The sequence below is a fragment of the Microcystis sp. LE19-10.1B genome (genome assembly GCF_027530565.1).
Classification (GTDB): Bacteria; Cyanobacteriota; Cyanobacteriia; order Cyanobacteriales; family Microcystaceae; genus Microcystis; species Microcystis aeruginosa.
The window spans coordinates 1-14,049 of sequence record NZ_JAPZQM010000645.1 but is presented as its reverse complement, the minus strand read 5'-3'; the positions used below and the strand labels follow the sequence as shown (position 1 = coordinate 14,049).

General features: G+C 47.3%; 10 protein-coding genes and 1 pseudogene. 9 read left to right on the top strand and 2 right to left on the bottom strand.

Annotated elements, in window-relative coordinates:
- The first annotated feature begins 662 nt into the window (after nucleotides 1-662).
- The 7 genes from O9332_RS23280 (at nucleotide 663) to O9332_RS23250 (ending at nucleotide 9,942) form a co-directional block, all read left to right on the top strand.
- Nucleotides 663-3,662: a type I polyketide synthase gene (locus O9332_RS23280; protein WP_288027617.1), complete on the top strand. Its 3,000-nt coding sequence runs from the start codon at nucleotides 663-665 to the stop codon at nucleotides 3,660-3,662.
- A 90-nt stretch (nucleotides 3,663-3,752) separates the two neighbouring features.
- Nucleotides 3,753-5,246: a hotdog family protein gene (locus O9332_RS23275; protein ID WP_288027615.1), complete on the top strand. Its 1,494-nt coding sequence runs from the start codon at nucleotides 3,753-3,755 to the stop codon at nucleotides 5,244-5,246.
- 98 nt (nucleotides 5,247-5,344) lie between these two features.
- Nucleotides 5,345-5,647 (top strand): acyl carrier protein, encoded by a 303-nt coding sequence (locus O9332_RS23270; protein WP_002751229.1) that lies wholly within the window; start codon nucleotides 5,345-5,347, stop codon nucleotides 5,645-5,647.
- Between the two features lie 69 nt (nucleotides 5,648-5,716).
- Nucleotides 5,717-7,315 carry an alkaline phosphatase family protein gene (locus tag O9332_RS23265; protein ID WP_002760561.1) on the top strand — a complete coding sequence of 533 codons (1,599 nt, stop codon included), beginning with the start codon at nucleotides 5,717-5,719 and terminating at the stop codon, nucleotides 7,313-7,315.
- A 111-nt stretch (nucleotides 7,316-7,426) separates the two neighbouring features.
- Nucleotides 7,427-8,311, top strand: coding sequence for an alpha/beta fold hydrolase (locus O9332_RS23260; RefSeq protein ID WP_002760563.1), 885 nt, complete (start codon nucleotides 7,427-7,429; stop codon nucleotides 8,309-8,311).
- 85 nt (nucleotides 8,312-8,396) lie between these two features.
- On the top strand, nucleotides 8,397-9,137 hold the full coding sequence (locus tag O9332_RS23255; RefSeq protein WP_288027612.1) for an SDR family oxidoreductase: 741 nt from the start codon (nucleotides 8,397-8,399) through the stop codon (nucleotides 9,135-9,137).
- A 31-nt stretch (nucleotides 9,138-9,168) separates the two neighbouring features.
- Nucleotides 9,169-9,942, top strand: coding sequence for an SDR family oxidoreductase (locus O9332_RS23250; protein ID WP_002760564.1), 774 nt, complete (start codon nucleotides 9,169-9,171; stop codon nucleotides 9,940-9,942).
- Between the two features lie 70 nt (nucleotides 9,943-10,012).
- On the opposite strand, the gene O9332_RS23245 is transcribed toward O9332_RS23250, so the two are convergent.
- On the bottom strand, nucleotides 10,013-11,380 hold the full coding sequence (locus O9332_RS23245; protein WP_223213025.1) for a hypothetical protein: 1,368 nt from the start codon (nucleotides 11,378-11,380) through the stop codon (nucleotides 10,013-10,015).
- Nucleotides 11,381-11,562: 182 nt separating this feature from the next.
- Here O9332_RS23245 and O9332_RS23240 point away from each other — a divergent pair, with 182 nt between their 5' ends.
- Both O9332_RS23240 and O9332_RS23235 read left to right on the top strand, forming a co-directional pair.
- Entirely contained in the window at nucleotides 11,563-12,522 is a 960-nt protein-coding gene (locus O9332_RS23240; protein WP_002760567.1) for a sulfotransferase family protein, read from the top strand.
- Between the two features lie 216 nt (nucleotides 12,523-12,738).
- Entirely contained in the window at nucleotides 12,739-13,758 is a 1,020-nt protein-coding gene (locus O9332_RS23235; RefSeq protein WP_223213026.1) for an extracellular catalytic domain type 1 short-chain-length polyhydroxyalkanoate depolymerase, read from the top strand.
- Nucleotides 13,759-13,953: 195 nt separating this feature from the next.
- Here O9332_RS23235 and O9332_RS23230 read toward each other — a convergent pair.
- Nucleotides 13,954-14,049, bottom strand: a pseudogene (locus O9332_RS23230) (IS1 family transposase); the annotation flags it as partial.

Sequence of the window (14,049 nt, the reverse complement as noted above, 5' to 3'; positions counted from 1 at the left end):
AAATCCTTATCTGGCAAGAGATTTAATTGATTAGTTCGCTCTAGATAGAAAACAATTGGCCAAAATCGAAGCAATGCCTTTCTCTATAAGGGTTCCATCCCTTATAACCCCCGTCCATTGCATAACACAAACCGAAGAGCCGCATAGTATATTATATGGTTAACTATAAACTCTGATAGGTCGAGAACCATTTTATGAGAACGACTAAACATAAAAACCGACTCACGGGAGACATCTATACCGTAGCATCGAAGCCGCCGATGCACCTGGGCAGCAATAGTCCACCCTCGATCAATACAGCGTTCATTAAAACTGATGTTAGAATAAAAAAGCCAACGCACCCAGGTGTGCTAAGATGGGCGAATTGGTGGTTCTCGCCAGACAAAATGCTTGACCAAAGTAAAATACCTGACAACAAGGGCGACATCGTTTGTAAATGAGGAATCGCAACATAATCAAGTTTTGTTATCTGCTGCCGGGCAGTCAGTGGATTTAAAACAGATGCTTGTGGAGGGGAATCTGGACGGGGTTTCAAGACAGAGATGACTTGGGACTAGACAAACCCGATGAAACAAGAATCTCCCGTCAAGCTACGCTGTGACGGTGAGAGTGTCAATGTAAAGCCGTGCTTCTAGCACGGGGTTTCCCACCCAATTTTTCTGATGAATTCGGCAAGCTCACCTGCTCAGATTGCGATTATTGGCATGGCTGGACTGTTCCCAGGAGCCAAGGATCTGGCTACCTACTGGCAAAATATTCTCAGTAAGGTCAGCGCCATTCGAGAAGCCCCCGATGACTGGAATCCTGCCAATTCTTGCGATGATAATGGCGGATTATATACCTGTAAAGGGGGGTTTCTTGATGATATCGCCGAATTCGATCCCCTAGAATTTGGCATTATGCCCAACTCCATTGAGGGGGGCGATCCGGATCATTTTCTCTCCCTGAAAATTGCCCGGGATGCTTTGAAAGATGCCGACTATCTCGATCGCCCTTTCAACCGGGAAAAAGCTGGCATTATCTTGGGGCGCGGCACTTACTTCAATCGGGGTTTTGGCACGGTCATCCAACATGGTCTGATCGCCGATCAAACCATAGAACTGTTACAGCAAATCGTCCCCACTCTCGATGCCCAAACCTTGGGCCAGATCCGCCAAGAGCTAAAGGCCAGCTTGCCCCCCTTTAATGCCGAGATGTCCCCTGGATTAGTCCCTAATGTGGTGACTGGACGCATTGCCAACCGCCTCGATTTAATGGGTCCTAACTACTTAGTGGATGGAGCTTGCGCTTCCTCTTTGATTGCCGTTGATTTAGCAATCCAAGAACTGTTGAGCGGTCGCTGCGACATGATGCTGGCGGGGGGAGTCCAAGCCTCTACACCACCCCAGGTTCACATGGTCTTCAGCCAACTCGATGCCCTCTCCCGTTCTACCATCAAGCCTTTTGACCAGTCTGCCGACGGAACTCTTCTCAGTGAGGGCTTGGGAATTTTAGTGCTCAAACGCCTAGCTGATGCCCAAAAAGACGGCGATCGCATCTACGCAGTTATTCAAGGTATTGGCACTGCCAGCGATGGCAAAGGTTTGGGACTGTTAGCTCCCCGTTGGCAAGGGCAGGTACTGGCCATCCAGCGAGCTTACGAGAATAGCGGCATTGATCCAGACACAGTTACTCTTGTGGAAGCTCACGGCACGGGGATGCCCTTGGGAGATAGGACAGAAATTAAGTCCCTCACCCACATCTTTGGCCAACGTCAAGGGGAGATGCCCCACCGGGCCATTGGTTCGGTTAAATCAGCGATCGGCCACTGCATTCCCGCCTCCGGAGCCGCCAGTCTGATTAAAATGGCTTTAGCTCTTTATTATAAAGTCTTACCTCCTACCCTCTGTCAGCAGCCTCACCCCTGTCTAGAGGAAGAAAAGACTTCATTTTACGTCAATACAGAAGCCCGTCCTTGGATTAACGGACAGAGCAAAGAACCCCGTCGTGCTGGTATTGATGCCTTTGGTTTTGGGGGCATCGATGCTCACGCCATTTTGGAAGAATACGATCGCTCCCCTGATCTCCCAGAGAGGAAGCTGCCCTGTTCATGGCCCACAGAATTGTTCATTTTTTCGGGAGAGGAGACAGCCAATCTCATTGATTTAGTTGAACAGGTAGAGCGGCGGCTGCAGTCATCCCCCAATCTGCTCCTTTCTGACTTAGCTTATACCCTAGCTAACCGTAATCCTAGCCCTCACCGTCTGGCTATAGTTGCCAGCGAGAAGACGGATTTACAAGCCAAACTCCAACTGGCCAAGTCAAAACTAGCAGAACCTGGACGGACTCGTTTCCAGACTCGCAGTGGCATTTACTACGCTCAGGTACATCCAGAAGCCGAAGTAGGTAAAACCGCTTTCCTATTTCCGGGAGAGGGATCTCAGTACCCCAATATGCTCTCAGATCTCTGTCTCCACTTCCCGAAAGTGCGGGCTTGGTTCGACTTTTTAGATGATATATTTGGCAAAAATAGGAATTATCCGCCAAGTTACTTTATTTTTCCGCCGCCCACAGGCTTGAGCGAGGAGCAACGCCTCCTCGCAGCCAAAGAGTTGTATAACCTAGATCTGGCAACGGAGACAGTCTTTACTGCTAGTATGGCTCTCTACGAACTGCTCAAAGATCTGGAAATCCAGTGTGACGTGATGGTTGGTCACAGTACGGGAGAAAATACAGCCCTGATTGCATCTGGAACTATCCAACTGGCCAGCCGCCAAGAAATGGGGCAGAAAATTCTTGAACTTAACCAAATTTACCTAGATTTGACAGCAGAAGACCGCATTCCCCGAGGGACTCTGCTCACTGTTGGCGCTGTCGAAACTGCCATTTTGGCGGAGATGGTCGCCCAATCTTCGGGGCAACTCTACCTAGCCATGGACAACTGTCCTAACCAAGCCGTTCTCTTTGGTAATGAAGAGGCCATCAAGCAAGCGGCCAATCAACTCAGGGAATTAGGGGGAATCTGTACCCGTCTGCCCTTTGATCGTGCCTACCATACGCCCTTGTTTAACCAAGTGGCAGAAGCTCTCAGGGAATACTATCAGGGGTTGACCGTTGGACCAGGGCATACCCAACTCTACACTTGCGCTACGGCCGCTCCTTTCCCGCCAACACCACCAGAAATTCGAGAATTGGCCCTGAGCCAGTGGTCGAGCCAGGTGCGCTTCCGGGAAACGATTGGCCACCTCTATGAACAGGGAGTCAGAACTTTTGTCGAGGTCGGTCCTAGTAGCAACCTTAGCAACTTCGTTAGAGATATTCTCTCCGGGCAAGACTGCTTGGTTCTGGCAAGCAACAGCCAACGTCGTTCCAGTCTCGAACAAATTCAACATCTGTTAGCCCAGTTATTTGTCAACGGTCGCGCCCTCAATTTTGCTCCTCTCTACCAATACCGGCAAGTGGACCTAGTAAACCTAGAGACTGCCTCTCTAGAAGCAGCAGGCAACGGTAGGCAGAAAAGGCTCTTGGACTTGACCATGCCCAAGATGAAACTTACATCAGCTTTTGTCCACACCCTTGAGCAGAAGTTCCCCTCTGTGCCGCCAGTGGCAACGGGTAGAGAGTGCATGGTCCAGGAGAATATTGAACTAACCTCAACTTTGCCGGTTTCCCCCCCAGAGTAGCCCCCGGTACAAGAGCCGATTTCTTCCCCCAGTTTCTCTGCCAGCTTCCCCGATATTCGTCTTCCTGTCTTCTTGAGTCACTTGGATTTGATGGAAGAATTCCTCAATAGTCAAGCTAGGACGATCAGCAGTTTCTATACAAACCCATTCTCCCATCAGCAGCAAGAAGCGGTTGGTCTGCCTTGGGTTGATGTAGAATCTGTTCCCCTCAGCTTTTCAGAGGCTTGGCCTTTCCTAGGGGAGATTATTGAGAAGGGCGAAGGCTACCTCTACTGCCGGCGACATTTCGATCTCCACTGGGATGACTTCATTTATGACCATATGCTAGGGGGCCCCTGGTCCCATCGGCAGCCTAGGGAATTTCCCTTGCCCGTGATTCCCTTCACCGTCAGCATGGAAATTATCGCAGAAGCTGCTGCCTTTCTCTGTGATGGACAGCAATGGGTCAGTCAGGTTGACAACGTGCGTAGCTATCGCTGGCTGGCTCTGGAACGGGGATACTTGGTTCTCGACATCGTTGCCCAACTGCAAGAGCAATTAGCACCAGATATTTGGGATGTCCACGTCCAACTGTTTCAGCCGTCGCGGGGCAGCGAGCGCCGTTTAGTCTTTGAGGGTGATGTCAGGCTCACCTCTCAACTAAATCCATCACCACCAGCAACCCCTTGCCAGTGGCAGGACTCCCAACCGTCACGCTGGTCAGACGAGCAACTTTATACGGAAGGTATGTTCCACGGACCGCGACTCCAGGGGGTCAAGCATATTCGCCAGGTCAGCCAGCAAGGGATTGAAGCTGATCTAGAAGTGATGCGCGTCGATAATTTTTTTAGAGATATTGCCAGACCCATCTTTCAGATTGATGCGCCACTTTTGGATGCGGCCGCCCAGTTAGTGGCCTACTGGGGTTCGGAGTTCTTTGGGGTGAATTTTCATACTTTTCCTTTCAGTGTTAGGGTTTTCGAGCAATATGCTCCTCCCTTGCCTGCCGGAACTCCCATCTCCTGTCGTGGTTGGTTAAGCTTTGACGGCGAGCGACAGCTTCAAGGTAATTTTGAGTTTCTCAACAGCGAAGACCTTGTTATTGCTCGCGTGTTCGGATTACTGGAAATCTTTATTCGTGTCCCTCTGGAGTATCATCAACTCCGCCGGGAGCCGCAAGTGGCCTACTGGTCCGAGCCTTGGCAAGAGGAAGTAGGTATGCTCTCCCGTCGGCTGACCTTAGTTCCCGTCAACTTTTTAGACGAATTGGGAGGGGTGATTAAATATATCATCGCTCACCTGATTTTCACCCAATCAGAGCGAGAATTTTGGTACAGTTTACCAGAGCAGGGTTCCGATCGTAAGCAGTGGCTCTTAGGGAGTTTGGTGGCCAAGGAAACTATTCGCCAGTTTGCCTTGCAAAAATTTGACTTGGCTCTGGGCCCCCTAGACGTGCAACTCTTCCCCACCGAGAGCGGTAACTTGCAAGTGTACTGCCCTCCACTGGAGAGGATGGGAGTAGTGCCTGAGGTTTCAATCAGCCAGAATCAGAACGTTTTTGTCGCCGCTGCGGTTGAACCAAGTATTGATAATCAAGAAAACTAACAGGCAGCGTTTGACAAGAGCGGCTAAGTGACTATAATGTAAACACAACATTAATTCTTGTTCAGTTGTTGTTTTTGAAAAGTGAGGTTAATTAATTTATGTCTGGGAAACAAAGTTTAATTTTTAGCCAAGAAGATATCGAAGCCCAAGTAATTGCTGTCTTAGAAAATATGACGGCCGATTGGGAATTGGAGGATGGCGGCAAAATAGATACAGAAACTCGCCTAATGGAAGATTTGGCTTTTGAATCGATCGATGTGGTGCAGTTGGTAGTAGCACTAGAAAAGAACTTTGAGCGCAAGGGATTACCCTTTGAACAACTGTTTATGAGGGATGGAGACTACGTTGATGAACTGGAAGTGAAAGAGATTGTTGAGTTCCTGCACAAAAATCTACAATAACTATAACAACTAATAGGAACTTGATACTCCCACGGGTAAACGCGTGGGATTCTTTGAAAGAGGATTTTTATGAATAAAGTTTTGATGATTGGACTCGATGGAGCGACCTTCTCTCTCTTGAATCCTTTGATGGAGGATGGTGTTATGCCATTCTTGCAGCGATTTGTCAAGCAGGGAGTGTGGGCAGATTTAATGTCAACCCCTAATCCCCTCACCCCGCCAGGATGGGTATCGATGATCACTGGCATGAGTCCTGATGCTCACGGTATCCATGATTTTTTGTATCCTGAACAGGTTGGCGAACAAATCTTTCTCAAGGTCAATGACTCCCGCAATGTTCGCTGTGAAACAATCTGGTCGATGGCCAATCGCTATGGCAAACGAGTAACGGCTTTGAACTTTTTTGGCATGGCTCCTCCCCCGCCTCTTGACGGCTATTCCATCTCTGGTTTCGTCACTTGGAAGCATTTACGGAGTGCCACCCACCCCTCTCAACTAATTGATACCATCAAAAACTTGCCTAATTTTGACTACAAACATTTAGGCATGGATATCACGGAAGAAAAGAAAACCATTCAAGGCATACCAGAAGAAGAATACGAAGATTGGATCGCCATTCATTCCCAGAGAACGAAAACTTGGGCTGATTTACTCGCTTATCTGATGACAAACGATCCCACGGATTTAACTGCCATTGTCTTGGACAGTCCCGACAAGCTGCAACACTTTTTCTGGCGCTATCTCTATCCTCCACTGATGGGGACTGATGCCGATCCAAAAGAGAGCCAAATTCGCGAACTCTGTATTCAGCACTATCGAGATTTAGACGGCATGATCGAGCAGTTGGTGCAGTTGGCAGGACCTGAAACTAATGTCCTTCTGACCTCAGACCATGGATTCGGCACGACAACAGAAGTTGTGTATCTCAATGAATGGCTGGCCCGCCAAGGATACCTAACTTGGGGGGAAACAGCCCGGACGGATACGGACGGCAAGTTAACAGCAGACAGGATGAAAGATCATCTCATGCTGATTGACTGGCAGAAGACCATCGCCTATTGCCCTACCCCTAGCAGTAATGGAATTTACATTAAGAAAGAGACTCCTCTCAATCATGGTGTTAAAAAAGAAGATTACCGGCAATTTTGCCAAAGCTTGCAGCGACAACTTCTTGACTACAGAAATCCAGCCGACGGGGAACCGATCTTTCTTGAAGTCACTTTAAACCGAGCTAAACTTGCTGGAAGACCAGAAGCGGAAAATTCCCCTGACATGACTGTCAGGTTGCGGGATGGGGGCTTTGTTTCCATTTTGAAATCCACAGAGGTGGTCAGGCCTAGAGTCAAACCCGATGGAACTCACCGTCCGGCTGGAATTTTCATCGGTTCTGGTCCTGATTTTGTCAGCGGCCAACACTTACAACCTCTATCTATTCTCGATATTACGCCTTTGTTGTTATACTGCTTGCAACTGCCAATTCCCACTAATCTAGAAGGAAGAGTTCCCCAAGAAGTTCTCAAACCTGAAGTTCTTAAGGCTCGTCCCATTAATTATCAAGACTTCTCTGACAGTTGGGAGAAGGAAAGTGACGAAGAGGAAGCAGAAATTTCTGAGACCGAAAAGGAGGCTCTTCTCCATCAACTTCAGTTACTGGGTTATATGGAATAAATCTGATTAAACATCTCCCAGAATTGGGTTATAACCGTTATGATACCGATTTAAAATCCCAGTTTCCGGAGATGTCTAATCTAACTTTCTCAACTTTACCCTTTAAAGACAATGCCTACAGTTCAAGTTGATCCAGTTCACCAGATATTCTTAAACTACCAGTGCTTGGGAGAAGGGGAAGATTTATTGCTTATCCATGGGCTAGGAGCTAACCTAGCTTTTTGGTATCCCGGTATCGCTTCTGCCCTGGCCCAGCACTACCGCGTGATTATTTATGACCTCAGAGGCCATGGCAAAAGTACAATATCTGACTCTGGCTATACTCTGACTCGGATGGTACAAGACCTGCGAGTGCTGCTTGAGTATCTCGAAGTCGAAAAAGTTCATCTTGTCGGGCATAGTTTTGGAGCGAGGGTTGCTCTCCTTTATAGCATTTCCCATGCTCAGCAAGTTAAGTCTCTGACAGTAGCAGATACTCAATTACAATGCTTGCAAGCCAAGATGCGGCTGCGGGATTGGCCTCATTGGCAGAGTTGGCGACAAAAACTTCTAGAACAAGGAGCACCCCTGCCGTCAGAAGATCAGATTATTGATTTTCACCTGCTCGACCAGTTGAATACAACTGTCAATGAACTGACCAAACCTTCCTTAAAAAACCGTGATATGGGCAGAAAAGGAAAGGAGCGATGGCAAAAATTGATGGCAACTGCTGCCAAGCAAGAATTTGAGCAGGAAACTGAAATAACGACGGCTAAATTGTCACAAATTATTCAACCAACTCTAGCAATTTATGGAGAGAAGTCTCACTGTCTGCCGACTTGCTCCCAGTTAAAGAACTTACTTCCCAATTGTTCGGAGGTAATTATTCCAGAAGTAGGACACTTTTTTCCCGTGATTAAACCCGATCAATTTGTGCAAGTGATCTTGAATTTTTGCCAGAAGGACAATCGGTTTTTAGAGAGAAAGTTGTTGGTCAGTCCAGCTTTAGAAAAATAGTGATAACTACTGCTTTTCTACAACAGCATCTCCGTCATGACTTGAGAAAATTGGGAACCAACAGTCCATGTCTAATCAGCAGAAAGTGGCAATTGTTACAGGTGGCAGTCGAGGCATTGGTAGAGCGACTTGTTTAGCTCTTGCTGGGCAAGGCTTTTCTGTTGTCGTCGTCGGCACCAACCCTGAGCGCATTGAGCAGACTCTCAACTTAATCAATGATAAATGCAATCCTTCCCCAGCTTCCCATCTCGGACTAGCACTAGATGTTAGGAAGGAAGCAGATATGGAGGAAATGGTCAACCAAGCAGTCGCCCATTTTGGTAACATTGACTTACTTGTTGCCAGTGCTGGATTGGGGAAAAAAGTCAGATCAGACCGTTCACTGCCCCGTCCGACTACTGAACTTTCCTTAGATGAATGGCACGATCTCTTGGAAGTTAACCTAACAGGAATATTCTTAAGCAATCGTGCCGTTTTGCCGATCATGATCTCACAAGCATCGGGTCAGATTGTGAATATTTGCTCGTCAACAACACCCTATGGCTTAAGGGGGGAACCTTACGCTCCCGCTTATTGTGCCTCCAAGTTTGGCGTGGTAGGATTAACTGAATCCCTTGCTGAAGAGGTGCGCCCCTATGGTATTCGTGTGCAAGCAATCTTTCCTGGTTTGGTAGAAACTGGCATGATTGCTAAAACTGCGTTAGCCCGTCGTTATGGTGGACTGCTCACAGTAGAAGATGTGGCAGCAATTATTGTTTATTTAACTCAACAGCAAGACGATACTGTAATTGTCCACCCCCACCTACTTCCTGTTTTAGAAAGATAATCGAGGGGATTGTCAAGGAGAAGATTCAATTATGAGCCAGCAAACAGGGTCTAATTTAACCGATCAAGTCACAATTATTACAGGAGCTAGTGGAGGCATTGGTCTTGCCTGTGCCAAGCGACTCTTGAACCAACACCATAAAGTGGTATTAGTAGATATCAATCCAGAAAAATTGGCTAGTGCCGTCGAAGAATTAGTTACAATTGCTCCACCAGAGCAAATTCTCAGCTTGGTACTTAGTGTCTGTGATGAAAATGATATGGCGGCAATGGCCAGCAAGACAGTAGCTCATTTCGGGCGGATTGACAACCTCATTGCTTGCGCTGGTATTCTGCGAGTGGGAGAGGATTTGAAAACAATCTGGCAAACCTCTTTGGAGGAATGGCGGGCAGTGATTGAAACTAATTTAACTGGGACTTTTTTGAGCAATCGAGCCGTTATCCCCGCTATGATTGAACAGAAACAAGGGGATATTATTAATATTTCTTCGGTTTCTGGCCGTCAAGGTCGGCCCTTCGATGGCCCTTATTGCGCTTCCAAATTTGGCATTATCGGACTGTCTGAATCCCTGTCGGAAGAAGTTTCCGCTTGGGGAGTGCGGGTACAGACTATTTTACCAGATGCTATTGATACACCTCTGTGGAATCAAAATGGCCCAAGTGTGCCTAAACCAACTTACGCTCTTCCTCCAGAAAGGGTGGCTGAGTTTATTAGCTATCTTCTGAGTTTACCTAGAGATACTTTCTTGCTCAATCCCGTCCTGATGGCTTTTAAGAGCCGCAAAAAACGTACTAAGATTAAGTAACGGACTGGCCTAAAATTGATACTCCCGCCGATAAATCGGCGGACTTCTGCTAACAGTAAGTTAAAGGTTACTACGGCCTACCGAGCCAGACTTCTAGCCCTCCTCGCGGGTTGTCAGTATAGACCCACTTGCCATTTTCCCTCACGGCGATTTTAGGTGCAAAAGGATTGGCCGTACCCGCAAAAAATCCGTGGGGAGTCGAAACTAAATTTCGCAAGCCAATATTGTAGGGATTGCCAAACCCGTGCTGCTCCACTGGCAGCCAGTTTTCTCCGTCATAAGTTCGCCACAATTCAAACCCACTTTGATTTTTGATGAGATTTTCTAGTCCCACTTTATCCAGATAGCGCCGCGCTCGCTCTTCCAGTTTAGTGTGATCGAACCAAGAGAGAATAACACTACCATTACAAGTTCCTAAATAAAGCCAACCGTCATGAATTCCCATGTGCCAAAAATAGCCATTAAAAAAATTGCCAAATCCTGGTTGTAGATAGCTAATAGGGCGTTTTTCGCCTTGGGGAGTCTGACGGGGGGAACCTACCACTAGCTCCCAACTATCATCGGGAAAAATGCGGATCAATTCCCCAGGTGCAGGTCCGATGCGATTGATAATATCATACCCAGAGTTTTGAATCGCACTCCCCACATATAAGGCATCGTTGAAAACCATCATGCAGGCTGCAATCTGGTTGAGCGGGCCGCGATAGGCTCCTTGGTCAATCACCTTTACCCACTTATAGGGGGGTTGGCCCAGACAGTCACTCCGCCAAACTTGGAACCCAGTACAATTGAAAGTACCGGCGTAAAGCTGATCTCGAAAAGGACAGACAGCAAACACGGCTTCATTGGTCGGATCACCAAAACCGTTAAGGCTACAGGGCAGCCATTTTCCTCCCAGAGGATCACTGCTTTCGTAAATAATGGTGTAGTCTGAGGTATTGTGCTTACTGTTGCGAGAGCCAGTGGGAGAAGTATATAGCTTACCACGAAAGGGAACTAAAAACCTGATACTGGTGATCGGCAGGCCGACAATACCATATTCAGAAGCAGGCTGGAAAGTCTCTCCATCTTCAGACCGTAAGATTAAAGCTCCAGGCGCTCGGCCAGGGCAGGTACTCGCCACATACAGGGCGGGCTGGGAATCGGATTCTCCCTGGAAAACCATCATGTGGCGGTAGCCCATCTCCCTCGGCACCATTCCCCCCTCACTGCCCACTACCATTGGAGATTGGTAAACATATCGCCATTCTTTGGTCACGGGATTGTAACGCCAGATTTGGGAGCGTCGATCTACTTGCTCATATAAGCCCTCCACATCATCGGGACATTCAATTGGCCAGACCTCAAGCCCCCATTCTTCAATGCAGCGATGCAATTTGAGAGCACAGAGCAGAGAGCGGGTTGTACCCACAAATAAATGATCTTTAAACCACGCCATAGAGTGGGCGTGAGTATTGTGTCCATCGCCGAAACCATTTTCGCAGATCTTCGAGAAATTGGGAAATTTCAGTCCTGCAGGAGGGGAAGGGTCAAAGGGTCGCTGTCTAGGCGAAGTAACCATATTTGGGATACAATAAGTGACAAAGTTAAGGAATATTATTATAACTCCTAAATTTACTCATGTCGGCCACCCCACCCTTATTTATTCTGGCTTCTCCCCGTTCGTTTACTTCTCTAACCAGCGCCATGTTAGGGCAGCACCCAGAAACCTATGGAGTCCCAGAAATCAATCTTTTTTATGCTGATACAATCGAAGATATTCTCCAGCGCCTGAAAGATGAAGGACAGGCTCGAAAAACCCACGGACTTTTACGCACTATTGCCCAACTCTATGCTGGAGAACAGAGTTTCCCTGCCATTAAAATGGCTCATCGCTGGCTCATGCAACGTTCCCATAAGACTGGAGGAGAAGTTTATCTCGAACTGTGTGAGAAAGTTCAACCCCTGTGCATTGTCGATAAGTCTCCCGCTTATTCTCTATTTATTGAAAATCTTCAAAGAATTCCCAAGACTTTCCCTGATTCATACTACCTCCATCTCGTCCGCCATCCGCGAGGACAAGGAGAATCGGTCATGAAACTGGTACCGGAGGTTCGCATCGGCAAAGCCCCGAAAAAAGCTATTTTCGGAGCGCCTAAAACTCCTAACCCAACTATGCTTAACACTCTAGATCCCAGCCAAAAAACTGCTGTGATTGACTATCAATTTCTCTGGTATCGGATGCAGAGCAGAATTATGGAATTCTTGGAATCTATACCACCCGAAAAACAAATGCGGCTGCGGGGAGAAGATTTGTTGGGCAATCCCCCTCTTTACTTTGAGAAAATCTGTCGCTGGTTAGGCTTGTCTTGGAATGAAGGAGCCTTTGAAGCGATGTTACATCCAGAAGACTCCCCTTTTTCTTCCCCTGGCCCTTTGGGAGCGCAATTTGGTAACGATCCTAACTTTTTACAGAACCCGGTTTTCCGACCCAAAAATATTACCTTACCCAAGTTAGAAGGACCTTTACCTTGGCGTTCAGATGGCAAAGGATTCAGTCCAAAAGTGGTCGAAATGGCTCAGTTTTTAGGATATGATTGAAAGCCCTAAAGGACTTGCCTAGGAATAATATCCCAGCCAGACAATCGCTTACCGCAATAGTGGGCAATGACCTCCTCTTTGGCTTGGCCGACTGGACAACGATTTCCTCTTTGGGGCTGCTGATAGCGATGGGTTCTGCTATATTACCAAAAAAGGATTTAATTTTGAGTGATGATCGAGATTTATCTTGCAAGCCTAATTGTCGCCTTTAATACTGTGTCAGTCAATCTTTATGACATTCTCACTCCAGAGAATAACTTCCTGACTCAATCAATTGCCCAGAGAAGGCGAACTCCTCAGATGAGGCGAGGAAGATCCGAGCAATTTTCTGGCCAAGACGGTCTAATTTTAGAAAAACTGGTGCAGCAAAACCAAGAAAGGAGTTATTACCTCTATATTCCCCGTTCCTATCAAGCGAATAAGCCGATGCCCTTGCTCTTAGCGTTTCACGGGGGTGTCAGTCAAGGTAATAGTATGGCGGTCAAAACTGGTTTTAATAAGATAGCCGAGCGTGAGGGCTTTATTGTCGCCTATCCTAATGGTCTTGATCGGGGTGCTTATGGTCAGTGGAGTGACGGTCGCCATTTGCCAGCCAATGATTCGATTGATGATGTTTCTTTTATGAAAGTGCTAATCAAACACTTATCTAAAACCAGAAATATTGATCAAAAGAGAATCTACGCTACTGGCGGTTCTAATGGGGGATTTTTCACCCAAAGGTTAGCTTGTGAAATGTCCGAGCAATTAGCCGCTGTCGCTTCTGTAGCAGCAACACTTCCGCAACCGATGGTATCAAGGTGTAAACCCAAAAGAGCAATTCCCATTCTGATGATCAATGGCACCGAGGATAAACTTGTACCTTGGGCGGGGGGAACGATGGAAATTGGCGCAAACGCTCAGATTCTTTCGGTGCCACAAACAGTAGCTTTTTGGAGAAGCCGCAATGGCTGCTCCACCAGGAACCAAGAGGTGCGACTTCCTGATACGCAAGCGGACGGGACGGAAGTAGTTAAAATTGGATACTTTAATTGCAAGAGTGGTGCGCCGGTAGTGCTTTATCAGATAGAAGGTGGAGGTCACGGCTGGCCCGGCGGACAGACAGATGCACTTCTGGGAAACGATTCTAGGGGAAACACACGAGGGAATCGCGCACGCCAGAGATTGGTTGGTAATACCAGCCAAGATATTAACGCTAGTGAAGTTATCTGGCAATTTTTACAGAAATATTCTCTGTGATTTACCTGTGGGGGCGACAAGTAGGCTAAAAGCTTGTGCCAATTGTTAAAACTAAGCTGGAAAGTCGCCTTTCCGACTTGTCTTCAAAACCGTGCCTGAGAGTTTTCACCTCACACGGCTCCTCTCCGATAAACCCCTTGTCATAGGGGGGGTGATTCGGTAGTAGTGATGGCGGCTTAATCCTTTGCTTTGCTGTGCATTGTAGTCATGGATAAAATACCAAAGGGTTCCCCAACGTGATTCTCCATTTTTTTAGAGAAAGATAGACTCTCTCTCACCAGCCGAGAAATC

Bases quoted from the DNA above. Each gene is read 5' to 3' on its own strand.
- O9332_RS23260 (WP_002760563.1), top strand. From the start codon at position 7,427: ATGCCTACAGTTCAAGTTGATCCAGTTCACCAGATATTCTTAAACTAC.
- O9332_RS23240 (WP_002760567.1), top strand. From the start codon at position 11,563: ATGTCGGCCACCCCACCCTTATTTATTCTGGCTTCTCCCCGTTCGTTT.
- O9332_RS23280 (WP_288027617.1), top strand. From the start codon at position 663: ATGAATTCGGCAAGCTCACCTGCTCAGATTGCGATTATTGGCATGGCT.
- O9332_RS23270 (WP_002751229.1), top strand. From the start codon at position 5,345: ATGTCTGGGAAACAAAGTTTAATTTTTAGCCAAGAAGATATCGAAGCC.
- O9332_RS23275 (WP_288027615.1), top strand. From the start codon at position 3,753: ATGGAAGAATTCCTCAATAGTCAAGCTAGGACGATCAGCAGTTTCTAT.
- O9332_RS23245 (WP_223213025.1), bottom strand. From the start codon at position 11,380: ATGGCGTGGTTTAAAGATCATTTATTTGTGGGTACAACCCGCTCTCTG.
- O9332_RS23250 (WP_002760564.1), top strand. From the start codon at position 9,169: ATGAGCCAGCAAACAGGGTCTAATTTAACCGATCAAGTCACAATTATT.
- O9332_RS23265 (WP_002760561.1), top strand. From the start codon at position 5,717: ATGAATAAAGTTTTGATGATTGGACTCGATGGAGCGACCTTCTCTCTC.